This window comes from Streptomyces canus, from assembly GCF_030816965.1.
GTDB classification, from domain to species: domain Bacteria; phylum Actinomycetota; class Actinomycetes; order Streptomycetales; family Streptomycetaceae; genus Streptomyces; species Streptomyces canus_E.
This window is the reverse complement of sequence record NZ_JAUSYQ010000002.1, coordinates 4,324,729-4,347,420: the sequence shown is the minus strand read 5'-3', so window position 1 is coordinate 4,347,420 and position 22,692 is coordinate 4,324,729. Positions and strand designations below refer to the sequence as shown.

24 protein-coding genes and 1 pseudogene are annotated in these 22,692 nt (G+C 67.8%); 15 read left to right on the top strand and 10 right to left on the bottom strand.

Annotated elements, in window-relative coordinates:
• Nucleotides 1-21 precede the first annotated feature (21 nt).
• A complete protein-coding gene (locus tag QF027_RS20790; RefSeq protein ID WP_307076186.1) occupies nt 22-183 on the bottom strand; it encodes a hypothetical protein in 162 nt (53 codons plus the stop codon).
• A 23-nt stretch (nt 184-206) separates the two neighbouring features.
• Between QF027_RS20790 and QF027_RS20785 the strand changes: the two genes are divergently transcribed.
• The 9 genes and pseudogenes from QF027_RS20785 to QF027_RS20745 all read left to right on the top strand — a co-directional run bounded on the left by QF027_RS20785 (nt 207) and on the right by QF027_RS20745 (nt 7,645).
• A complete protein-coding gene (locus tag QF027_RS20785; protein WP_307076184.1) occupies nt 207-527 on the top strand; it encodes a hypothetical protein in 321 nt (106 codons plus the stop codon).
• A gap of 236 nt (nt 528-763) precedes the next feature.
• Nucleotides 764-1,051 carry a hypothetical protein gene (locus QF027_RS20780; RefSeq protein ID WP_307076182.1) on the top strand — a complete coding sequence of 96 codons (288 nt, stop codon included), beginning with the start codon at nt 764-766 and terminating at the stop codon, nt 1,049-1,051.
• Nucleotides 1,048-1,983, top strand: coding sequence for an alpha/beta fold hydrolase (locus tag QF027_RS20775; protein WP_307076180.1), 936 nt, complete (start codon nt 1,048-1,050; stop codon nt 1,981-1,983). Before QF027_RS20780 ends, QF027_RS20775 begins: the two co-directional genes overlap by 4 nt.
• 68 nt (nt 1,984-2,051) lie before the next feature.
• A pseudogene (locus QF027_RS20770) lies at nt 2,052-3,084 on the top strand (NAD(P)/FAD-dependent oxidoreductase).
• Between the two features lie 97 nt (nt 3,085-3,181).
• The gene (locus QF027_RS20765; RefSeq protein WP_307076178.1) at nt 3,182-4,681 is read left to right on the top strand and encodes an MFS transporter; all 1,500 of its coding nucleotides are present in this window, start codon (nt 3,182-3,184) and stop codon (nt 4,679-4,681) included.
• 231 nt (nt 4,682-4,912) lie between these two features.
• Nucleotides 4,913-5,455 (top strand): hypothetical protein, encoded by a 543-nt coding sequence (locus tag QF027_RS20760; protein ID WP_307076176.1) that lies wholly within the window; start codon nt 4,913-4,915, stop codon nt 5,453-5,455.
• Between the two features lie 17 nt (nt 5,456-5,472).
• Nucleotides 5,473-6,018 (top strand): dioxygenase family protein, encoded by a 546-nt coding sequence (locus QF027_RS20755; RefSeq protein ID WP_307076173.1) that lies wholly within the window; start codon nt 5,473-5,475, stop codon nt 6,016-6,018.
• A 58-nt stretch (nt 6,019-6,076) separates the two neighbouring features.
• Nucleotides 6,077-6,871: a maleylpyruvate isomerase family mycothiol-dependent enzyme gene (locus QF027_RS20750; RefSeq protein WP_307076171.1), complete on the top strand. Its 795-nt coding sequence runs from the start codon at nt 6,077-6,079 to the stop codon at nt 6,869-6,871.
• Between the two features lie 378 nt (nt 6,872-7,249).
• Nucleotides 7,250-7,645, top strand: coding sequence for a transposase (locus tag QF027_RS20745; RefSeq protein WP_307076169.1), 396 nt, complete (start codon nt 7,250-7,252; stop codon nt 7,643-7,645).
• A 146-nt stretch (nt 7,646-7,791) separates the two neighbouring features.
• Here QF027_RS20745 and QF027_RS20740 read toward each other — a convergent pair whose 3' ends face one another.
• The 4 genes from QF027_RS20740 to QF027_RS20725 all read right to left on the bottom strand — a co-directional run bounded on the left by QF027_RS20740 (nt 7,792) and on the right by QF027_RS20725 (nt 12,034).
• The gene (locus tag QF027_RS20740) at nt 7,792-9,273 is read right to left on the bottom strand and encodes a hypothetical protein (protein ID WP_307076167.1); all 1,482 of its coding nucleotides are present in this window, start codon (nt 9,271-9,273) and stop codon (nt 7,792-7,794) included.
• A complete protein-coding gene (locus QF027_RS20735) occupies nt 9,266-10,213 on the bottom strand; it encodes a hypothetical protein (RefSeq protein ID WP_307076165.1) in 948 nt (315 codons plus the stop codon). The genes QF027_RS20740 and QF027_RS20735 overlap by 8 nt, the downstream gene beginning before the upstream one ends.
• A 329-nt stretch (nt 10,214-10,542) precedes the next feature.
• Nucleotides 10,543-11,232, bottom strand: a complete 690-nt coding sequence (locus QF027_RS20730) for a hypothetical protein (protein ID WP_307076163.1) — start codon at nt 11,230-11,232, stop codon at nt 10,543-10,545.
• A gap of 280 nt (nt 11,233-11,512) precedes the next feature.
• Nucleotides 11,513-12,034 (bottom strand): hypothetical protein, encoded by a 522-nt coding sequence (locus QF027_RS20725; protein WP_307076161.1) that lies wholly within the window; start codon nt 12,032-12,034, stop codon nt 11,513-11,515.
• Between the two features lie 463 nt (nt 12,035-12,497).
• Between QF027_RS20725 and QF027_RS20720 the strand changes: the two genes are divergently transcribed.
• The gene (locus QF027_RS20720; RefSeq protein WP_307076159.1) at nt 12,498-12,839 is read left to right on the top strand and encodes a helix-turn-helix domain-containing protein; all 342 of its coding nucleotides are present in this window, start codon (nt 12,498-12,500) and stop codon (nt 12,837-12,839) included.
• Nucleotides 12,840-12,850: 11 nt separating this feature from the next.
• On the opposite strand, the gene QF027_RS20715 is transcribed toward QF027_RS20720, so the two are convergent.
• On the bottom strand, nt 12,851-13,606 hold the full coding sequence (locus QF027_RS20715; RefSeq protein ID WP_307076157.1) for a hypothetical protein: 756 nt from the start codon (nt 13,604-13,606) through the stop codon (nt 12,851-12,853).
• A 12-nt stretch (nt 13,607-13,618) separates the two neighbouring features.
• Nucleotides 13,619-14,503: a DNA-processing protein DprA gene (locus QF027_RS20710; protein WP_307076155.1), complete on the bottom strand. Its 885-nt coding sequence runs from the start codon at nt 14,501-14,503 to the stop codon at nt 13,619-13,621.
• Between the two features lie 203 nt (nt 14,504-14,706).
• Between QF027_RS20710 and QF027_RS20705 the strand changes: the two genes are divergently transcribed.
• The 5 genes from QF027_RS20705 to QF027_RS20685 all read left to right on the top strand — a co-directional run bounded on the left by QF027_RS20705 (nt 14,707) and on the right by QF027_RS20685 (nt 20,533).
• Entirely contained in the window at nt 14,707-15,144 is a 438-nt protein-coding gene (locus tag QF027_RS20705) for a hypothetical protein (protein ID WP_307076153.1), read from the top strand.
• Nucleotides 15,141-17,156, top strand: a complete 2,016-nt coding sequence (locus QF027_RS20700) for a hypothetical protein (RefSeq protein WP_307076151.1) — start codon at nt 15,141-15,143, stop codon at nt 17,154-17,156. The genes QF027_RS20705 and QF027_RS20700 overlap by 4 nt, the downstream gene beginning before the upstream one ends.
• A gap of 188 nt (nt 17,157-17,344) precedes the next feature.
• On the top strand, nt 17,345-17,935 hold the full coding sequence (locus tag QF027_RS20695) for a hypothetical protein (RefSeq protein ID WP_307076149.1): 591 nt from the start codon (nt 17,345-17,347) through the stop codon (nt 17,933-17,935).
• Nucleotides 17,932-18,294, top strand: a complete 363-nt coding sequence (locus QF027_RS20690) for a hypothetical protein (RefSeq protein ID WP_307076147.1) — start codon at nt 17,932-17,934, stop codon at nt 18,292-18,294. The genes QF027_RS20695 and QF027_RS20690 overlap by 4 nt, the downstream gene beginning before the upstream one ends.
• 343 nt (nt 18,295-18,637) lie before the next feature.
• Nucleotides 18,638-20,533 (top strand): hypothetical protein, encoded by a 1,896-nt coding sequence (locus tag QF027_RS20685; protein WP_307076145.1) that lies wholly within the window; start codon nt 18,638-18,640, stop codon nt 20,531-20,533.
• Between the two features lie 27 nt (nt 20,534-20,560).
• Here QF027_RS20685 and QF027_RS20680 read toward each other — a convergent pair whose 3' ends face one another.
• The 3 genes from QF027_RS20680 to QF027_RS20670 all read right to left on the bottom strand — a co-directional run bounded on the left by QF027_RS20680 (nt 20,561) and on the right by QF027_RS20670 (nt 22,532).
• Entirely contained in the window at nt 20,561-20,974 is a 414-nt protein-coding gene (locus QF027_RS20680; RefSeq protein ID WP_307076143.1) for a hypothetical protein, read from the bottom strand.
• 137 nt (nt 20,975-21,111) lie between these two features.
• Nucleotides 21,112-21,540 carry a hypothetical protein gene (locus QF027_RS20675; protein ID WP_307076141.1) on the bottom strand — a complete coding sequence of 143 codons (429 nt, stop codon included), beginning with the start codon at nt 21,538-21,540 and terminating at the stop codon, nt 21,112-21,114.
• A gap of 368 nt (nt 21,541-21,908) precedes the next feature.
• Nucleotides 21,909-22,532 carry a hypothetical protein gene (locus tag QF027_RS20670; RefSeq protein WP_307076139.1) on the bottom strand — a complete coding sequence of 208 codons (624 nt, stop codon included), beginning with the start codon at nt 22,530-22,532 and terminating at the stop codon, nt 21,909-21,911.
• Nucleotides 22,533-22,692 lie beyond the last annotated feature (160 nt).

Genomic DNA, 22,692 nt, shown 5'->3' with positions numbered 1-22,692 from the left:
GCTGCTCGCCGATGAAGGCGATCACCAGCCGTTGCGGGGGTCGGGCTCCCCGGCGAAGAAAGTTGTGGCCGCCTTCAGGATCGCCACGTCCTCACGCAGCCGGCGGATCTCCTCGTTCTCCTCGGTCGTGACCCTGGGCGCCTCGCCGCCGTCAATCTCGGCCTCGGCGCCCCAGCGCCACAACGACTTCTGCCTACCCCGACCTGTTGGACACCGTCAGCACCGCCGCGGTATCTGGTCGGGTACTGGGCACGGTGCTACAGCATCAGCCGGACGGCTCGGGCCCTCAGCTCGGGATCCACCTTCTTCGGCATGACATGCATCCTTCCAACTCAAGAAGATGCGGCATCAAACCGGCCCCTACCTGGTCCACGCTGAGTCTCGATCACAGCGTGGCAGCGCGGTCTTCTGCTGTTCGCCTCGGCGAGGACTTCGCCGGCATCTACGGGCCCGAAACCATCGAGCGGTTCGGGCTGTTGCTCGGCGGCATGCTCATCGAATGGGCGTCGTGGCGGTGGGTGATGTAGGTGAACGTGGCCTTCGCGGCCCCTGCCCTGATCGGTGCCTTGCTGCTGCTGGCCAAGCCTGTGATCGCCTAGAAGCCCGAACTCGACATTCCAGGCATCGTCATGGTGCGCGAGGGTCGACCTGCCGCACTTGACAACTCAGTACAGAACCGCCTAGGTTTCTGACTGTTCAGTACACAACGTCCTGAGCTCACCAAACAGGCTGCGTGCACGTCTGGCGCGATCGAGGGCAACCCATGCCTTTGAACTCCTCCGCGCCGCCCGGCGTTGCGACGCCTTCCAGGCCGGCAAGGCCCGGTCTGGTCCTCGCGATCCTCGCGACGGCGAGTTTCATCGCCGTACTGGATCTGTACATCACGAACGTCGGGCTGTCCTACATCGGCCGCGGTATCCACGAGTCCTCGCTGTCGAACCTGAGCGTGGTGCTCAGCGCGTACGCGATCACCTACGCCGCTTACTTGCTACCTGGTCCGGGCTTGCCGGACCGCGACGCCGCGAAGGCGGCTTGGAGGTTGAACTCATGACACAGACGACCCAGCGACCGCCCTTTGGCGAGGACTCCCCGGCCAGGGGGTCCCAGGCGAGCGACCGCATCCGTCATCGGACGGTTCAGGCGGGCGGACTGGAGGTCCCGATCCTTGAGGCCGGCAGCGGGCCGCTCGTTGTGTGCCTCCACGGGTTTCCCGACCATGCCGCCAGCTGGACAGGGATCCTCGACCGCCTTGCGCAGGAAGGGTACTGGGCGGTCGCGCCCGCACAGCGCGGATACTGGCCCGGCGGCGCGGCCCCCGACGGCTCCTACCGCATTGCCACGACCGGCCAGGACGTCCTCGCCCTCATCGAAGCACTTGGGCGCGAGCAGGCGGATCTCATCGGCCACGACTTCGGAGCCGCGGCGGCGTACGCGGCGACGAGCCTCGACCCGAGACGTGTCCGCAAGCTTGTCACCATGGCGGGTCCCCCTGGCCGTCAACTGCTGAACGCATTGGTCACCGACGGTGACCAGCAGCGACTCAGCTGGTACATGTTCTTCTTCCAGACAGCCATGGCCGAGGCGGCCATCGAACTCGACGACTTCGCCTTCATCGACCGGCTCTGGCGGGAATGGTCGCCCGGCTACGAGCTGCCGGACGCGGAGCGTGCCGCGCTCAAGGAAACCCTGGGTGCTCCAGGAGTCCTGACCGAGGTCCTGGGCTACTACCGCCAGTTGTTCACGCCCCCCGCGGACGAGGCGACCCAAGCCCTGCAAGCCCGGGTCTTCGGCGCCCTCACCGTCCCCTCGCTCTACCTCCACGGGGCCGACGACAACTGCATGTCCGTGGAGTTGAGCGACGGCATGGACGACCTGTACACGAACGGCCTCGAACGCGTCGTCGTACCCGGCGCAGGGCACTTCCTGCACCTCGAACAGCCCAAGACGGTCGCCGACCACATCGTGGGCTTCCTGAACAGCTGACCCCCCTCCAACCACCCAGAACTCGAAGGGTTGACCCAACCATGACGGACAAGGAAAGGCAGGAGGCCATGGCTGTGGCGACTCCTTTGTACGCGAGCGACGCTCTGGCCGAGGGGACCGTCGACGCGGTGGTGATCGGCGGGGGCGCCGCGGGGCTGAACGGCGCACTGATCCTCGCCCGTTCCCGCCGCTCGGTCGTCGTGATCGACAGCGGCTCCCCGCGCAACGCGCCCGCCAAGGCCGTGCACGGTCTCCTCGCCCTGGACGGCACCCCGCCGTCCGAACTCCTTCGACGGGGCCGGGAGCAGGTGCGCCAGTACGGCGGACGCGTCGTGTCCGGCGAGGTGGTCTCGGCCGAGTCCGCCGCCCCGTCGGCGGACGGGGACCTGCGGTTCACCGTCACCCTGGCCGACGGCCGCCACATCACCGCCCGCCGCATCCTGGTGGCCACCGGCCTCACGGATGTGCTGCCACAGGTGCCCGGGCTCGCCGAGCACTGGGGACACAGTGTGGTGCACTGCCCGTACTGCCACGGCTGGGAGGTGCGCGACGAGCCCATCGGCATCCTCGCCACCGGCCCCGCCTCCATCAACCACGCGTATCTGTTCCGTCAGCTGACCGAGGACCTGACCTACTTCACCCGCGGCACCGACCTGGACGAGGACAGCCGCGCCCGCTTCGCCGCCCGCGGCATCCGCGTCATCGACACCCCGGTCACCGAGGTCGTCAACGACACCGGCGGTGCCCTCGCCGGGGTGCGCCTGGCCGACGGCCAGGTCGTGGCCCGCCGCGTCCTCGCGGTCGCCGCGCCGATGCAGGCCCGCACAAAGGGCCTGGAAGGCCTGGGCCTGCCGGTGCAGGACCTGCCGACGGGCCGCGGCTTCGCCTCCGGCCCGGCCGGCACCACCGAGGTGCCGGGTGTGTGGGGTGGCCGGCAACGCCACCGATCTGGTCGCCCAGGTCGGGGCCTCCGCAGCGGCCGGCGCACTCGCCGGCGCCGACATCAACAGGATGCTGGCCACCGCGGACACCGACGCGGCCCTCCAGGCGATCGCCGAGACAAGCCCCAAAGCGGCCACAACGATGATCTCGAAGCCCTGAGATCTCAGCCCGTCACCCACTCACCTCACCTTGACCGGTGAGGAAACCAATCAGATTCCAGACGGCTTTCAGCCATGCCCAGCAAGCAAGGGAAAAAATGAGTACCAGCATCGACCGCGGGGCGCCCGCCTCCGGAAAGAAAGACTCGGGCCTTCGCGGCTCACATGCCGTGCGCTGGTGGGTGCTGGCCGTCATAGGCATGGCACAGCTCATGGTCATGCTCGATGCGACCGTCGTGAACATCGCGCTGCCCGAGGCGCAGCAAGATCTCGGCTTCAGCGACGGCAGCCGGCAGTGGGTCATCACGGGTTACGCCCTGGCGTTCGGCAGCCTGCTGCTGCTCGGCGGCCGACTCGGTGACCTGTTGGGCCGACGTACCCTCTTCGTGATCGGCTTGGCAGGTTTCGGGGCCGCGTCCGTCGTCGGCGGCTCGGCCGGCAGCTTCGAGATCTTCGTCGCGGCACGTGTTGCCCAAGGCCTCTTCGCCGCAGTGCTCGCGCCCGCGGCGCTCTCACTGCTCAGTGTGACCTTCACCGAGAAGTCCGAAAGGGCGAAGGCCTTCGGTATCTTCAGTGCGCTGGGCGGTGCGGGCGGCGCGATCGGGCTGCTGCTCGGCGGCATGCTCACCGAATGGGCCTCCTGGCGCTGGGTGATGTACGTGAACGTCGCCTTCGCGGCCCCCGCCCTGATCGGCGCCTTGATGCTGCTGGCCAAGCCCATGATCACCAAGAAGCCCAAACTCGATATTCCTGGCATCGTCGTGGTGAGCGCCGCGCTGTTCGCCGTCGTCTACGGGTTCGCGCACGTCGAGTCCACCAGCTGGACCAACCCGGTCGCCCTCGGCTCCATGATCGTCGGCGTGGTGCTGCTCGCGGTGTTCGTATGGCTGCAGTCCAGGGTCGCGCATCCGCTGCTGCCACTGCGCGTCGTGCTGGACCGGACCCGCGGTGGTTCGTTCATGGCGGTGTTCGTCCTGGGCATGGGGATGTTCTCGATCTTCCTGTTCCTGACCTACTACTTCGCGGCCAGCCTCGGCTACTCGCCGATCAAGACCGGTCTGGCGTTCCTGCCGATGGTCGCGGCCGTCGTCGCTTCGTCGACCACGATGCCTTCGCTGGTGCTGCCCAGGGTCGGCCCGAAGATCGTCGTCAGCGCCGGCTTCCTGGTCGCCGCAGCCGGTATGGCCCTGCTGACCCGGCTCGAACTGGACAGCACCTACGCCGCCCACATCATGCCCGGCCTGATCCTGCTGGGCCTCGGCATCGGCGCGGTGATGACCACCGCGTTCCAGGGGGCGACCTCAGGCCTGCGCCACGAGGACACGGGCGTCGCCTCGGCGCTGATCAACACCGGTCAGCAGGTGGGCGGCTCGATCAGTACGGCGCTGCTGACCACCGTCGCCTCGTCGGCCGCGACCGATTACCTGACTTCGCACAAGCCCGGCGCGCTGGCCGCGGCGCAGGCCGGGGTCGAGGGCTACACGGCCACCCTGGCGTGGGGCTCCGGGTTCTTCGTGGTCGGTGCGGTGCTCGCGGCGTTCCTGCTGCCGAATCGGGCTCTGGAGCCGTCCGAGGGCGAGCCCGTGATGGCCCACTGAGCCTGGATCCACCCTGGAGACGCCCTGCCACCTGCGATGACTGTTGTTCACAGGACACGAATCAGCGCAGGAAAGCAGGGAATCTCCAGGGTTCCACCGCGACCGTCTCGCGCTGCGCATCCACGACAGGGCGTTCTCAACGATGGACCTCACCGCCCGCCACCCGCGCACCAGAGAACTGCTGTCCACGGCGAAGTTCATGGTGCGCCAGACCCAACAGGAGACGCTCCCATGAAACGACGTACATTCCTCAGCGCGACCACCGCATCGCTGGCCGCCGCCCAACTCGCCGGACCCGCCCACGCCACCAGTCCAACCGCTGGCCCAACCGCCGGTCAGTACACGGTCGTCGCCCGCTTCTGGGGCTCGATGCCGACGGGTGTCACCGTCTCACGCCACGGCCGTATCTTCGTCAACTTCCCCCGCTGGGGCGACGACGTCCCGTTCACCGTCGCCGAACTGCGGCACGGGAAGCCCGTGGCCTACCCCAACGCTGAGGTGAACCGCGAGGACGCCTCCGACCTGGCCGGGCACTTCCAGTCGGTGCAGAGCGTCGTCGTCGACCCAGCCGACCGGCTATGGATCCTCGACACCGGAAACCCGCTGTTCCGTCGCCTCGGACCGGCACCTGTACGCCACCGCCAGCCAGCTCAACCGGATGTCGCTCTTCCACGAGGGCGAGGATCTGCGCCGCAAGCCTTATCTCCTGGTCCGCCTGCCGATCGACGCCGGGCCGGTCAGGCTCGTGTGACCTCTCCGGCCCGCGTCACGTAACTGCCTGGTCGCTGTCCTTGTCCGGACCGGCCGCGCACACCCCGCTCGTCTACGCCTTCGGGGGCTTCCACCCGCGCTACTACACGATGCGGTACGACACCCCTGACGCGACCGCGCTCGCCCGCCGAGTCGCCGGAACCATGCCGGACGGCGAACCGGTCCACCAGCACGCCGGCCGAGGGCTCGACCACGGGGGGGGGGCCTGGGTGCCGCTGATGGCCATGTACCCGCTGGCCGAGGAGGGTGTGCTGGTGATCGGCTCCGGCTTTATGATGCACGGGCTGCCGTTCATCAGCCGTGCGATGCTCGAAGGCCAAGTCCCGGGCTGGTCCGCCGACTTCGACGCCTGGGCCGCCGACGCCCTCGCGCGCGGCATGGTGGACGAACTCGCCGCGTTCCGGACGAGGGCGCCCGGTATGCCGTACGCCCATCCGACCGTCGACCACTACATCCCGCTGTTCATCACCCTGGGCGCCGCCGCGCACCCCGACCGGCCGGTGCGGACCACCGTCGAGGGGTACACGATCGGCTTCTCCAAGCACTCGTTCCAGACCGCCGTGTGACACCGACAGCCGTGTGACGACAACACCGAATCAGATCGCCTTCATTGGGGAAAAGAACATGACCGAAGCCACAGACCGGATCATCGGCGCCCTGCGCAGCGGGCACAACCACCTCGCCGCTGTGGTGCACAGACTCACCGCCGCCGATCTCACCCGCCCGTCCGGCGCGTCGGAGTGGGACGTCTCCCAGGTGCTCAGCCATCTGGGCAGCGGCGCCGAAATTGGCCTGGCCGCACTGGAGGGCGCGACGGGCGGTACGGGTGCCCCCGACGGCGACTTCAACAAGTCGGTGTGGGCCCGCTGGGACGCGATGACCCCGGCCGAGCGCGCCGAAGGCTTCGTCACCGCCAACCAGGCGCTGGTCGAACGTTACGAGGGCCTCGACGCGGGGGCCCGCAGCGACCTCCGGATCGACCTCGGCTTCCTGCCCGCGCCGGTGGACGTCGCGACCGCGGCGGGGCTCCGGCTCAGTGAGTTCGCCCACCACTCGTGGGACGTCGAGATGGCCTTCGACCCGTCGACGACCCTGGCGTCCGCCGCGACCGGGCCGCTCCTCGACCAGGCCGGAATGATGCTGGGCTTCCTCGGCAAGGCGGACGCCCTGGAGAACCGCCCCGTCGCCGTCGCGGTGCACACCACCGCACCCGAGCGCGCCTTCGGTCTCTCGGTGGGCAAGACGGTCGCGCTCACCGGCGAACCCGAGAACGCCGACGCCGTGCTGACGGCTCCCGCCGAGTGGTGGCTGCGACTCGTCGCCGGTCGGCACGCCCCCGCCCACACCCCGTCCTCCGTGACCCTCACCGGCGACACCCTCACCCTCGACGACCTGCGCAGGATTTTCCCCGGGTTCTGAGCCCGGCAGCGAGGCAACGGGCACGGAAACACGCCCTGGCCCGCGCGTTTCACTCGGGGTCGTGTCCGGAGCATGAGCGGCACAGCGAAAGTGCCTTCTGACCTGGGACGACAGGGCTTGTCCAAGGCTTCTGTCGTCTCGAGGGGGAAGGCACTTTCCGCGTGCACACCACCGGGTCACGTCCCCGACTTGTGGTCTCGGCCGACGGTCGCGGGGTGGTCAGCCATGCCGGATCCCGTCTGCCGGCCGATCTGGCCGAAGTCACCGGCCCGACCAGCGCATTCACCCGCCTCGCAGCCCTGCCCCAGCCATGCCGTGGCGGATGGTTGCGTCGGCTGCGGCCGCGCGGCACGGGGCACGGGGCACGCCCCCGGCCGGGTGGCGGTCGACCTGGCCGTGATGCTCGCCGACGGCGGCGAGACCATCACTGACCTCGCTGTCCTGCGTGACCAGCGCGAGGTGTTCGGCCCGGTCGCCGCCACACCCACCGCACGCGAAATCGCCTGGCTGCAAGCCGCCGACACCCGCGACGGCATACCAGCGTCCCGCGCGGGCGGGCGCGACCTGCCCTGCCTGGTCCTGGACCTCGACGCCACCCTGGTCACCTGCCACTCCGAGAAGGAGCAGGCAGCCGCCGCCTACAAGCGCGGCTTCGGCTACCACCCGCTGCTGTGCTTCCTGCACCACATCCGGGCCCTGCCCGACCGGGTCTCTGGCACCCGGCCCTGGAACAGGACGGATCCCTGCGCGACGGAGCAGAGGCCGCCGAGCTGACCGGCATGATCGACCTCACCGGCTACCCCGACGGCACCCGCGTCATCGTGCGGCGTGAGCGTCCGCATCCCGGTGCCCGGCTGTCCCCATCGGTTGATCCGTCATGGAAGCAGGCAGAGAGCCGCCGACTGATCTTCTCGGCAGTACTACGCCGACTTCCGCCCTGTTCCCACCGCCTGTAGTGCCCCTGATCGCTCCAGCGAGACGCGTCGGCTGGTGGCGTTCTGGGCGAGGGCGAAGCCGAGGAGGAAGACCTTCTGGCGTTCGAGACCGTAGGAGATCATGCGGTTGTTCCACATGCTCTGGTCCAACTGGTTGTGTACGGACTCGGAGTCGCTGCGGTAGGGGTAGAGCTGCTGGTGGGTGAGGGTGGACTCCGGGATCTGTTGAAGGTGTTCGGCGCGGTGGAAGTCGCGCTCGGCGTCGCTCTTCTGTCTGCGGCCGGTAGCCGGGTCCGTGCCGGTGCGGTCATTGGGGGTCGTGGTGATCGCGACCTGGACGCGGTACGCGTGGGCGCCGTGGCGGCAGGGGATGAGCAGCAGGTGGTACCAGCGTGACTTCGTGCGGCCCTGCCGGTGTTCGAGGCGACTGATGGGGACGGGGATCAGGGTGCTCGTGCCGTCGTCGAGGAGGACGCGCTCGGCGATGCGGCCCTGGTCGCACCACAGGTCGTGGCGGCAGCGCCCGAAGCGCAGGAGTTCGTAGGCACGTGGCTTGACCGAGCCGTGCTGCCGGTTGATGACCAGCAGTCCGCGCCGGGCGAGGGCGTCGCGGTGGACGCCGCGGAACGTTCCGTCGTAGATGACGCCCATGCAACCGGGCAGCACGCTGCTCAGATGGCTGAAGGAACGGACGGCGACGGCGGCCTCGTCTTCGTAGTCGCCGCCGGCGACATGCCGGACGGTCAGGATGACGCGCTGCCAGTAGCCGTCGTCACGGGCCGAGGCGAAGAACCACTTTGTGCCCCGTGCGGGACGCTTCTCCTTCTCGCCGTTCTCGTAGTAGAGGCGGGCCGCGGGGTCTACTCGATGTCTGCGCATCTCCCCGGTGGTGGTGTCGACGGTGAAGGAGTGCTCCGCTTTGGAGGGCGCTTTGGGGACAGTGGCGTCGCCGACGAGGAGTTGGCGCCGCTCGGGCCTTACCCAGTTGCGCGTGACGTTCTCCGGGAACAGGCCCTGGTGCAGAGCCTGTTGGACGGCGTGCTGCTCGAAGAGGTCCTGGAGCAGATCGATGCTGGGGGCCAGGAGCTTCAGCTCGGCGTACTGGTACTGGAAGCGACTCGGTGCGGTGAGCGGCAGCAGGGCGGCTGCGGTGCGTCCGGCGTTCCGTCGTATGGAGGCGCGGACGGCACGCCACTGTTTGTCGTCGAGGGTGCCGACGGCGGAGCGTTTGGAGCCGGTGACGGTCATCAGAGCGGCGAGTAGGAGGTAGACGACGGCTGGGTACTGGCGGGGGCAGCCGCGGCTGGCCGGCGCGGGCAGGCGCTCGGCCATCTCGTAGATGAGGGGCTCGTCGAGGCAGTCCGCGATCCGCTGTTGCTGGGTGCGCTGTTCCCTGTCGCTCAGCTGGCGCTTTCGGCTGGGCCGGAGGTCCTGAGGGACAGGGTCGCCGAAGATGTCGTCAGGCACCGGCCGCCTCCTGCCCGTCCTCAGAGCTGGGAGTGCGCCATGTGTGGCCGACGACCGCTGCGGCGCGATCCAGGGAGCGTAGGCCGAGACGACGGGCGGCGTCCTCGATGAGCCCGGTGCGTTCGAACTCAGCGACCGCGGCCCAGGCAGTGATCGAGGACGGTTTGACGTCCTCCTCGTCACCCAGACCGATGCGCCTGAGGAGGTCGCCCAGGGCGACACAGGCACGTGCCTGCAGGTAGGCGTCGGAGCCATGCCGGTCGGACACGGCCAGACGGGCGTTCGGTGCGGACTCCTTGCGCAGTTGCCGTGCGCTGACGAACTGGGCGCGGCTGGTCAGGACGTTGAGGCCCCAGTCGTCCAGGGGGCACCAGCGTGCGTCCACCTTGGTGGAGCCGTGCATCCACACGCGGCGACGGCTGACGTCGAGGTCTCGTACGCGGATGTGCCCGATCTCCCCGCTGTGACCACCGGCCAGCGCGAGCGCGGCGGCGGCTCCATGACGGCTCGGACGGGTGACGAACGAGGCGCGGTGGCGCAGATCAATGACCTCGTCCTCGGCCAGCGGCCGGACGCCACCGATCGCGCGAGCGGGCAGGACGATGTCCCGGGCGGGGTCGGCGTCGCTCAGACCGAGTTCGCGCAGGGTGCGGTAGGCGGTGCGGACCACCGAGCGACGCAGCCGCATCGTGGCCGCCGCAGAGTCGGTGACGCGGCCGTGGCGGCTGCGGCCGCGGGCGGTGACGAAATCCTCGGCCAGATCGGCAGTGACATCGCCGAGGACGACGACCCCGCGCAGTTGCATGTAGCGCTCACAGCGCTTGAGCAACAGACCGAACTTGTCGAGGGTCTGCTCGGTGAACTCGCCGCGGGCGGCCATCGTCTGCCAGGCGTCCTGGACACGGCCGAACGCGTACGTGAGAGAGGGATCGCTTCCCACAGTGAGGGCCCTTCGCCGGGGTGGCACCAGCACAACCGGCTCTGATCCCTGAACAACAGGATGCGCGAATGAAGGGATCAAAACGGTCGAAATCGTGGTGTTCCATACATGCGACACCTTGGGCATGGATGATCTCCGCGGCAACAGGAGGGAGGCAAACGGGGGTGACAGACGCAGCGGCCGCGCTGGCAGGACGCAGACATGATCAAGCGCTGTGCCGACACAGCTCCTCCGTGGTGGCACGACCGCTGACCGCCTGGCTCGGCGAGTGCAGGCGGTGAAGAGGCGCCACGGCCGAGAAGCCGCGTGGCGCCGGGAAGAGGGCTCGGTCAGCCCTTGGTCTGCTGTCGAATCGGCGGAGACAGCGAGGCGAAGACGGTCTGGTAAGCGCCCATCAATGCGATGAACTGGGCATCGGGCAACGCTGAGATCTCGGCGGGAGTGGCACTCATCAACGGATCCAGAACTCCCAATGACTCCTGCTCCTTCGGTGCGGAGGCTGTCGGGGGCTCCTCTCCGGCGGGGATTGTGCATCGCCCCAGTTCGTCACGGTGGACCAGTAGGGCGTACACCAGCCACTCCGTGAGATAGAGGCCGCGTTCCGCGGGGCCTGGGGCGCCGGCCTTGAGCCGTCGGGCCAGCTCGGCTTCCTCCAAAGGCCCGGACGACAGGTGTTGTACTGCGGATCGCTGGAACCACTGGCCCTGCCAGCTGTCCCGCAGCAGAAGCCGGGCGCGTGCCGAATCGGTGCTTCGCAACTGTGCGAGCGTCAAACCGAGCTCGGTCAGTGCCAAGGAGCCGGGGTCGGACCGAAAGATCCCGGCCTGAGCTAGGAAACCGGCCGTCCCACTGACGGACCTCGGAGCGATATTGAGCCGCTTCCCGACGGTCGTGGCCCTGACGGGCGCCCGGTCGGGGCCACCGAGTTCGGCTATGGCGTCGATGACTTCAAGCTGCCGACGCGGGGTGAGGCGCTCGGTCGGAAGAATCCGCGTTCGCGCGGAATCGGAGAGCGCCATCACGCACCTCCTGCATGCAGTGTGCAGTGAGTCATGGGCAGCGCGGAGAAGCGGCATTTACTGATGTATGGCGCCAGAAATGGCATAACGGGCCCTCAGTTCGTGTCCTACTACAGGCATTTCTGATCAGGGCCCGACGCGGAACAGGGGCTATGCCCTAGGGTGGTGTTCGATGCGTGGGCCCTCAGCTGACGTGTCACCGGCGCCGCTGGAGGAGAACCGGCAAGTACTCTCTGGCGGCGCCACGCGCACGTTGCTGCTGGGTGTGATGTTGTGACCTCTAGATGTCTGTGCGGTACGCCTCCGGGATCACCAGCAGTCGGTAGAAGCCCCGGCGGACGATTTCCACCGTCTCCCTCTTGTGCAGGGTCGCTATGGCGGCGCGGATCGCACTTGCGGTCGAGTCCGGTCGGACCTCTCGTACGCGCTCGTAGATCAGCGTCAGCGGAGTGATCTCTCCGATGTCGAGTGCGTCCACCACGAGGTGCTTCAGGGAGCGCCCTGGAGCACTCGGAGCGGCAGCCGTGTCCGCGCCGCGCTGCTCTGTTTGTTCGTCGCGGGAACCAATGTCCGATGCGTCCTGTGCCTGTTGCCCCACGTACGCTTCGGCGGCCTCGACGGTCGCCAGGACAGCGGCATGGCGCTCGGCCGCGACACGCTGAAGCTGTTGGGTTTCCTGCAGCACCCGCTCGGCTTCCGCTACGGCCAGATCGGCCGCTTCGCTGCGGGCTCGCTCGACATCTGCCAGCTCCCGGAGTCGAGTGATGAGCGGCTGAGCAGGAGTGCTCGTCGCGTTACCCACCACACCCTCCTCGGCTGCTCCCGGAGCGACTTGTGGATCACCCTACCTGGCGGCACAGCCAACCGCAGCAAGTAGCTGAATGCTCCGTGAGCAAAACGCATCTGATGGTTCGTCTGCTCACGGCGGGGGGTCAGATTAGTTATGATCTGAGGTCATTCGCGTCAACAAGTTCCGCCCAACCTGCCAGTTACCAAGGCGAGTTGATGCATTAGATCAGCAGTGCGTAGTGGCAACTCACTGAGTTTCGAGGGTGGTTGCCAGCTGAGGGCAGCGGTACGCCGACAGGTACAAGAGGAAAGGAGACGTAGATGCCCAGTCGTCGTGTGTGACCCAGAGGGGACGGCTTCAGGCGCCGCGGGCGACCTGGATGGCCGTAGCATCCCGGGGCCGGACCGTATTTCGACGGGTTGCAGCGCTCGCAGAGCCTGCCCAGGGGCGGTACTGCGCGTGGCACGATCGGGCCATGCCCCGCAGCAACAACGACAAGCCCCCTCTGTTCTACGTGGCGGACGGCACCTGGCCTGAGGTAACCCTCGCCTTGGATGCTCCGCTGAGCGCTCACTGCGGCCTGTTGCTGGCGCGAGACCTGCGCCGGACGATGCGGTCACGTGGTCTGTCCCTGCGGGGACTCGCCGAGGTCGCCTGTGTCGCCCATTCCACCGTCGCCCGCGTGGTCAACGGTGACGTGCTTCCCGACATCGGCACTCTCACGCGCCTGGAGGACGCCCTCGACCATCAGCTCTGGCCGGGACCGTCTGCGGTGCGGTCGGCCGCGGTCTCGATTCCCAGGACTGTGGCTCGATGAGGCGGGAGCGGTCAGTCCTGTGCGTGGTCCCAAGGCTTGAGCGCGCAGGTGCCCCAGGAGAAGCGACGCAGCCGCGCCTGCTGTACATGTGTCGCGGTGTCGCCGTAGGAGGTGTTGAGGTGTCGCCCGAGGACGACGACCGCCACGCTGCCCGCACCGGCCGACTTCAGAGCTGCCGCCGCTGACTGGGCGTGGTTGCCGCTGGTCCATGTGTCGTCGATGAGCAGCACGTTGTTGCCCCACAACGCCGACGATGTGTAGCGCTGGGAGGAAGCGGCACGGCCGAGAGTTGCTGCGTTCGGCACCGGACTGAGCAGGTCGCGGTAGCGGCGTCGGGTGACAGCGATCAGGTCGGCGACGATGTCCCGCAGGGGGTGGGTGGGGCGTCCGCTGGTACTGGGCACCGAGGTGACCGTGTCGAAGGCGGGGACCGCGCAGTGCGCTGCGACGCAGGCTTCGTGCAGGGCGAGGAAGCGCCACAGCACGGCTGCCAGCCCCATGCGGAAGTACTGCTGCTGAGGCCCGGTGGTGTTCTTGTAGCGCCACAGTTCGTTGGCGTACTGCTCGCTCTTGAGGGCCAGACTCACGGGGACCACGGCGTCGGCGACCCCTGCCCCGAGGATCGTGGCCGCTTGCTGGCAGGGCCAGCAGGTGGGGTAGCCGCTGTTCGCCGTGCCCCGGCAGATCTGGCAGACGCCGGGGCCGGGCAGCAGTGGGTGGACGAGGAAGTTGGTGTAGCGGGCGGACAACTCGCCGACAGTTGCCACCCGGGCCGCCGACTACGCCCAGGTGAGCTCGCCCGTGGTGGGGACGAGGGAGTCGAGTTGGTCGAACACGTCGTCCGCGCTGTCAATGACGGTGGTGTTGGGCCGGGAGGCATACTCGCGGGCCCATTCGTGGGTCATGAGGGAGCGCATGAGGAACACCCGGCGGCCGTGCTCGAGGGCGAGGCGGGCCTGCATGCGGGCGCCGCTGCGGTAGGCGGCCTCCACCACGACGGTGGCCAGGCTGTAGCCGCTCATCACGGCGTTGCGCATGGGGAACGATGCCTTCGAGGGCGGAGCATCTGGCCAGAACTGGGAGATCACCAGCCCCCGCTCGGCGATCTCCTGCTGTAGCCGGGCGTTCTGCGCCGGATAGGTGCGCCGCAGGCCGGTCCCGATGACGGCGACGGTGCGGCCGCCGACGGCGAGCGCTGTGCCATGCGCGGCTGTGTCGATGCCGGCTGCGAGGCCGCTGACCACGGTGACGCCGCGTTCGGCAAGTCCGCCCGCGATCGCCCGGGCCTGGGCGATGCCTTCCGGGGTGGGATTGCGGGTGCCGACGACTGCGACCCGTAGATCCTCCTCGACCGCCGTTCCACGCAGAAACAGGAACGGCGGGCGCTGGTGGACCAGCCGCAGATAGAGCGGATAGTCCTCGTCCAGAATCGTCACCAGCCGCATGCCCTCGCGCTCCCAGGCAGCGATTTCCGCGGCAACGGCTTCCAGGTCCACGGTCGGCTCGGTGTCGAACAGGGCGCCCTGTCCTGAGGCGTCTAGTGCGCTTTCCAGGACCTCGCGTGCACTCCCGACCGTCTCGATCTGGTCGGTGAGATCTGGCCAGGGGCGATCGCCGCGCCGCAAGAGCGCGACGAGGGCGGCTCGCTCCAGCTCCTGGTCCATGCCGCAAGTATAGGAAGGGCGGCCTTGGTGGGGCGATGAGCGGAGGAGCCTCGTTTTATGTAGTGGCATGATCGCGGAGCGTAATGGCTTTTCGGACATGTTGCGCTCTAATCGCGCCGAGGTCCGCTCTGTGCTCATGAATGCGGGATCAGGGAGGGAATGGATCGGTCTCGTCGATGTCGTGAGTAGGGGGAGGGGCGGTCTTGGACGTGTCCGGGGAACTGGCGACTGTGGGGACGGCCAGCGCGTTGGCGCTGGTCACGGCGATGACGACCGACTCGTGGCGTGGTGTCCGCACATGGTTCGGACGGTGGCTCGGAAGAGGGAGGTCCGAGGCCGAGGCGCATCAGCTCACCCGCCTGGACCGGGACCAGGGAGTGTTATTGGCCGCGGGAGCCGATGGCGAGGAGCAACTGGCGCGCGAGCTGGCCGCGGCGTGGGCCGTCCGGCTGCAGGACATCGCGGACATGGACCAAGGCGCGGGCCGAGAATTGCTGGAGTGGGTGGCCCGGTGGCGGGCGGAGAATCCTGAGGCTGCCCGGTCGGCGGCGGTCATCAAGCAGAACGCCAAGGGGAGCGGGCGGTCCCGCATCACTCAGGTCGGCGGCAACCAGACCATCATCCGCCCGGAGCGCTCATGACAGCCGGGGGCGAGGCCGATTCCGAGCGGCCACAGATGGAGGCAGAGGCATCCGACCACGCCGTCGTCACACAGGTGGCCGGGGACTACGAGGAACACCACCACACCTATGTGCGCGGCTGGGAGTACCTGAGCGCTGTCGGCGTCAGCGAGGACGAGATCAACTTCGTCGAAGAGGCTTACGTCCATGACACCAGGGACGCCGGGGTGGCACAGCCGGTCCAGCGTGCCGTCAACGCGCTCAGACGCCCGGTGGGCCAGAGCAACATCGTGATTCTGGTCGGCCGTTCGGGGACGGGACGCTACACCACAGCGCTCCGCGTGCTGCGAGACGTGGGAGTGGCGGGTAAGGCCATCCACAGCCTGGTCCCGGACTGGGACCGGCCCCGCACAGCCCAGATTCCCAGCACGTCGGGGCACGGCTTCATCCTTGACCTGTCCGCCTACAGGAGTCTGCCGAAGGACTTTTACCAGGGCCTGGGTGACTACCAGCGGGAGGCCGCGAGCAAGGACGCGTATCTGGTCGTGCTGGTCACGCCGGAGACCTGGAAGCCCGGAGGCCTGGTATCGGTGCCCGCCGTCGAGTGCGTGGGACCGCCGGCGGACAAGGTCGCCAGAGCGCATGTCCGTCACATGGCAGCCGATCGTGAGAACTGGCTCGACGAACTGAAGGATCTGATCGGCAATACGACGTCGCCGGAGGACGCCGCACAGCTCGCCCGGATCATCGCCAATCCTGACATCGGGAGTGTGGGTGAGGCCGAGAACGAGTTCCTGAACTGGAACGCCTACCTGCTCAAGTGGTTCGCGGACCACAACAGCGGCGAAGAACTGCGTGACAGGGCCCTGCTGATCGCGGCGGCACTGTTGGAGAGGCTTCCCGCCGACATCGTCATGAACGCCGCAGACCGGCTGTTCCACCGGGTGAAGGGGGCACTTCCTCCTGGCGGCGCGCTGGCCGGCCTCGATCTCGACAAGAGGCTGGAGGCCATCGGAGCGAGCCGCGTAGACGACGACCGGATCTCACTGAGCGAAGAGCGGCACGCTCTGCACGAGGCAGTCCTCGCCCATGTGTGGCAGCAGCGTCCGCAACTGCGACGCGTGCTGCTGGACTGGGCCTCGGAACTCAGCGCTCCGGGTGGCATCGCCGTGAAACACCTGGAACACATCGCCGAGAGCGTCACGCGGCTGGCCGCCGGGCCGAGCGGCGGTACGGTCCTCCAGCTCGTCATTAAGTGGACGGCGACGGACAGCAAGACCCACCGCCGGCTCGCCGTCGGCGTACTGGAGGGCATGGCGATCCACCCAGTCATCGGGGCGGCCGTCCGCAAGTACCTCTACGACTGGGCCGGGCAGAAGAACACCAGCGAGGCCCTCGCCCAGGCCATCGCGAAGGTCTGTGCCGGTGCGCTCGGGCGCGTGTACCCGCGGGTCGCGCTCACCCGGCTCAGGATCCTGGCCTCTCGAGAGGACCAGCGGGGCGCTGCCGCGGTCGCCGAGGCGATCCGCGCGCTGGCCAGTACCCCTGAACGCCGTGTCCTTGTGCTGGGCGAGATCGTGGAGTGGGCGCAGAGCGAGGACCTGGTCATGCGCCAGGCCGGGGCGACGGCATTCCTCGCCCTCAGCGAGCTGACCGGCGAGGACCCCATCGCATTGTCCCTGGCGGCCGAACTGAGCGCGAGTCGCGAAGTGGCGCCGGAGGACGAGTTGTTCGTACGAGGCTGGCGCGCGGCCTGGCGCCACGAGGCCACAGCCGTTCAGGCCCAGACGTCTTTGGCCGCCTGGCTGGACTCGGCGGATGTACCCGACGAACAGGTCATCGGCATCGCCCGGGCGGTGCTTACCGGACGCCTCGGTGACAAGGGTGTGGCCGACCTGCTGGTGGGCTCTGATGCCATCACCGCGGTAGGGCGTTGTCGCCGAAAGGTGCTGTTCGACCAGCTGCTGTACGCGGTTGCCACACCTGCCGAAGAACCCGAGCAGCCGGAGGAACAGACCGCGACGGCAGCGTGATCGTGTTTGCCCTCCGAAGGAGATCTCCGGGACCGCCTGGTGACGCCACGCTGGCGGTCCCGAAGTCCAACAGCAGAGCCATCGAGGTGCGAGGGGACCGGCTGCCCAGCCGCGACCCAAGCGTGTTCTTCACCGTCCGCATCGACGGCATATGGCGCCCATGCGAAAGCGAGTCGCCACAGGAGGAGGTGGACCTTGCCGCGCTCGCGCGACACCAGTTGCGCGAACGGATACGACGAACCCTCGCGTTTTACACAGTCCTCGATGCCGGCTCAGCGCAGGACGCCGTCAACGCCGACATCACCCAGTGGCACAACGCCGACCCACGACTCGAGACGCGAGGCTCCGTACGGCTGAGCGTGGGAGCCCAGGACGCATCGCTGGCCGAGGAGCACCTCCGCAAGGAGCAGGCCCGTTCGCTCGAGCAGCAGGAAACCCTACGCCGCCTCACGTTCCTCCAACATGTCATGTCCGACCCCGACCTTCGACTCGTGTGGTGGATCGACCGTCACCCTGACCGTCTCCACGAACTGGACGCCGTGGGGACGGCGTTGCAGGACCTCAGACCGCCACGCGACCCGTCCTACGACGTCCTGCGCGACGAGGTCGTCAGGTTCGTGGACCAGCTGCTCGCAGACATTCGCACGCCCCAGCAGCGCCAAGTCTTTCTCCGCGCACTCGCGCAGACACTGCAGGCCCTGGGCAGCACCGAACTCCACACCGCAGCCGCCCAATGGCTCGACACCGCCGCACCGGACCCCGGGAGTTCTTCCGCATGAATCAGCACCACAGGCGCTGGCTCCTCGCCCCTGTACGTCAATGGCGGACCCGCCGCCTGATGGCCCAGCACGGCCCGTCCCTCGCATACTCGACCGCATGGGCGCTGATCACCCTGGCCACAGCCCCGCGAGAAGTCGCCTTCGTACAGCAGTCGATACGGGAATCCGACGAACCTGGCGAAGCAGGTCTCTGCTTCGACGACTGGACGGAACTGACCGACCAGGAGCGCGAACACCGCCGCCGCTGGCTGTCACGCCACGACCGGTCCCCCATACAGATGCTGGAGATACCCGAGGAACTCCTGAAGACGACCGGTCTCCGCGTCAACGACTGGGGCGAACCCGACCCCCAGCCATGAGCCCGAGGTCTTCGGCATCAGACAGCAACGACACCGCCGCCGTTGCCGTGCACGCCGTCGTGGCATCCAGTTCCAGACGGCTGGCTTGAGGTCCCTCACTCCAGGCGAGCCCACCCGCTGGATGCCCTTCTCATCGTTCCGGGCCCTCGGTGAACCCTGCGTGGGAACCATGAGAACAGGCAGCCGACGAAAGCGATTTGCCTGCGCCGGTCACCGGCGGAGCCGATGTCAGTGCCGTACGTCAGCATGCTGAGTAGGCACACCAACAATCCTTGATGGAGAATCTCTCGTGACCGGCCAAGACTCCGACGCTGTGCTTTCCTCTGAATTTCTCCTCACGGCGATGGCTGACCACGGTCCTGACGACCCCGTGGTGAGACTGGCGGCGCAGCAGGTTCGCTCAGGCCAGCCTCGATACGACCGCTCCGTCCTTGCTGAGGCTCTGCTGTCGGGCCCGCATGCCGAGGAGGCGCCCCAGTGGCTTCTGGAGGCGGCCGTGGCGGCGGATCTGGAGGCCGAGACGGAACCGTCCCACTACGACCGTCGGCCGGCCCTGGTCGCGCTCGCGCTCGGTCACCCGTCCTGTTCGGCGTCCCTGCGGGACCGGACACTGAAGCGGTGCACCGCTGAGCAGTTGGCCCAGCTCGGGAGCCCACGCGCCGCTGAGCGGCTGGCCGGTGCGGTCGCGGACGAGGTGCGTGCCCGCGGCGGTACGCCGCCGCCCATGACTCCGCACCTGCTGGAGGAACCAACCCCGGCCCAGATCATGTTCCGGCACGGCCCGCTGCACGACCTGGTGTTCGGGGCAGCTTGCGACACGCTCCCAACGGCTCCCGACTCCGGCAAGCCTGGCGACGGAGATGACGTCACGGACTGGCTGGAGCGTCACAGGCAGGCGTACAAGGCGTGGAAAAGCATGTGGCGCCGGATACTCAAACGGAATTCGGACCGTCACAGGGAGTTCGTGGAGTGGGCCAAGGACACCGACGCCGAGCGGACGGTCCGCGACGAGTTGCTCGGCAGCCTGCCCTGGGCGGTCGAGCCGGAGCTGCTGACCGAGCTTGCCGCAGCTGACCTCGGGCGTTTCCCTTTCGAGCTCCTGCTGGCCCAGAGCTGCCGTATGCGTCGCGACGGATCGGATGAGCAGCAGGTCCTGGATCGCTTTGCCGCGGAACTGTCCACCTTGACGGACGAAGAGCAGGTCCGCGTCCGTCACTTCCTGGGTCCTGAGAGCACCACACTGCTCGACATGGGGTGCCATGCCCCCGTCACCTGGGTGCAGCACACCGCATCCGGAACGTGGCGTCACCTCCTTAATCCGACGCAGGCCAGGGACGACTACCGATCGGTTGAGTGGTGGGCCTCCGCCACCACGCTCGCCGATCTCGCGGCGAGGTTCGCCGAGACGGCTGCCCGTGCCCTTCCCTTCTGGGAGCCGGAAGACCGTTACTCGGCCATCAATTCGGACGAGGTGGCCTGGGTACGCGACATGCTGCTGCACCTTCCGACGGTCACCGAGGACGTCAAGGCCGGAGTCCGCCCGATCGTCCAACATGCGCGCAGACGGCTGAGCCCTCGTCATCCCGGCCTGCAGCCACGTTACGACCAGCGCCGCGAGCTCGAGGAGATCCTCGACACGGTCGAGCGCGTCCTTGCCGACCCTCCGCCGGCCATCGGCGCGGATCGCCGCCGAACCGCGCTCGGCGCCCCGGATGCGGTGACCGTGCGCGAACTGGCCGGCGTCCCGGCCCAGGTGTTGAGCGAGTACCTGGACCGGCACCCTGGTGATGACGCCCTCGCGGAGAAGGCACTCCTCGCCTGCGCCGCGAGCGGGTGCCGGTCCGACGACGACTTCGCGGGGGTACTGCGCCGGCACGGTTCCCCGGACACGGTGCTGCTCCGTCTTACCGAGGGCCTGCGCAGGCACCTGGGTGGCGGGCCGTCGTGGCGCGAGGCCTGGACCCGCCTGGTCCTGGCCAGGCCGGACACCGGGCCGGAACTTGTACGTGCCCTGCCGGCCTGGTCGGCGCTGCGCGCCCGGGGTGGCCGTCATGGGAGCGCGCATCCGTCAGTGATCTCCGTGGCACGCGAGGCCCTGGGCGCCGATCAGGATGCGTGGGACCGGTTCGCAGCCTGCCCGGCTACGTCCTCGGGGCCGACCGCCTGGCTGCGCCTCGGCGATCTGTTGGACGCGGCTGCCGCGGAAGCGCCATGGCCAAAGCCACCGGGCAGCCGCTGAGTGGTCGGCGAGGGCTGGGGATACCTTTCATGGAAAGAGGCCAGGGTCTTCCGTGCTTTGCGCAGGGCCACCGAGGTCAGCAAGGATCCGCCTGATATCTGCGGCCAACGTCGCGGGTGTGGAAACGGGGCCGGCTCGAACGGTCAGAGCACCCGGAGTGTCAGCCGGATAAGCCTCCACCAGGTAGCCGACTTCCGACAGGATGCCGAACAGGGCCGCGTGCAAGTGACGTCGAGCGGTCTCGTGTGCGCGGTCCGCGGCGGCCATGGGCCAGCCTCGTAGCTGCTCGTCGGCGGCGGCGCGACGCAGACTCCGAGAGGTGAACCATTCCACGCCGACCGATTCACCGCTATCGGTCACCACGAAACCGTGTGCGCGATAGCGGTCGTCGTTGCCCGCTTCGGGCAGTCCTGCGGCTGCCAGAAGGGTCCGAATTTCCACTCCCAATGGACCTCGAGTTGGGGATCGGCGTCGATGCTGAGAACTTGCCACGGGCATGCTCCTTGGTGAGAGTAGGCCAGGCATCAAGAAGGGTAGCGGTGTTTTACTCGCGGATCGCATTCGTGTGGAATGCGCGGTCACTCGACGAGAGTGATGAAACCATCGGGGATCCAGCCCTCTAGGTATCCACGTAGAAAAGGGCCGAGTTCGCGTGGATACACATCAAAATCCTCATCCTCGACATCGGACAGTGGATGCCAGACATAGTCGGCATCCGGAGAGGAACGGGCGCGAGCGCGAAGACTGATCTGCCTCATTCTGTCGCGACGGACGACGAAAATATACGTCCGGCCAGCCGGGCCGCCTCGCGCCGAAAGCGGATCGAACCTGCCGACTACCGGGGTAGTGGCAAGGAACCAGTGAGAGAAGAGCGGGTCCAGAACGTGAATGACAGAGAACCTGGACGGCCGGACACGGATCACTCTTGACTTCACCGGCCGCCAAGCAGACTCACCGTGAATTCGGCAGAGCAAGACCCGTTCCTGGCCGTCGATCACAGCCAGCACGATGGATGACGATTTCCTTCGGATAACTCTTCTCATGCGCTGAGCGTCCGTCAGAAGCGATGCTCATGCCTCCGCTGAGTTGCAAGCGAATGAAGCCGACAACAATCAGGCGGTTCACTGAAGTGAGGTGACTGCGAGAGACGCGCGGCGCATTGCCCTTAGCGATGTATCACGCCTGTCGGCTTGGGTGAGCAGCTTCCGTGCTGGGGAGGGGTTGTCCCCGTCGAACTGCTGACGATGCGACAGCCACTGGCATCATCCGGCTATGCGCCCTGACCTGCAGCGATCAGCTGAGCGTTTCCGAATCGACAGGTGTGCGTTCCGGAGCGATCTCCTGGCCAGTCGCTGACCTGCGGCGACGGAGTTTTCTACAAGCCCCACGAAGGCGGGGATCTGTCGGAAAACGTGTCTGAAATTAGCGCCCAGATGATACGAGCGTCAGACATGCTCCCGGCAGTGTTGCGGTGGCAGGGCTGGCGTGCAGCCGTGCCACCGCCCACAGTGTAGCGGCTGTCGCTGCGGCGGCTGGAGGGTTGGTAGGTGCGCAGCCCTTCCTGCCATTGCCGCAGAGCGTCTGCCGCAGGTTGCCTGCGGTCCCGTTCACCGCCCAGTCGGGTGCCGATGGCTTCGATCAGGCTCAGCGGCCCGCGGTTCCGGGCCGGCACCGCCACGTGGATCGATCCCTCGTCCGGGACGGTGTCCGAGGGCGCCTTGCTCACTGCCTCTGCGTAGCGAGGTGATGCTCGGAAGGCGGAATGGCTGAGCGTGACTGCCCGGGCCAGTACTGCGGATTTCCCACTGGCGGCGGTGCCGGTCACGATGAGGACGCCCGCGGGACCTTTGACGAAGGCCGTCAGTCGGCGGTTGAGTTCCTGGCGGCCGGAGAAGTACCAGCCGGGATCGTCGCGGCTGGCGCGGCCGCTGGCGCGGTCCAGCCAGTACTCCAGTTCCTCGGGCGTGGCTGCGACTTCCTCTCTGGCTTCTGTGACCACCCGCGGTTTGGGCTGGTAGCCAGGGCGGCGTGGATTCCTTGGCTGGTCTCCGGTGCGAAATAGCCGACGTTGCGGGTCGGAACGCGCAGGTCCTCAAAGCAGGATGGGGCGACGGGCATATCAAGGCCAGGACCACCGTGAATGCTCCGGGCTTGTACCG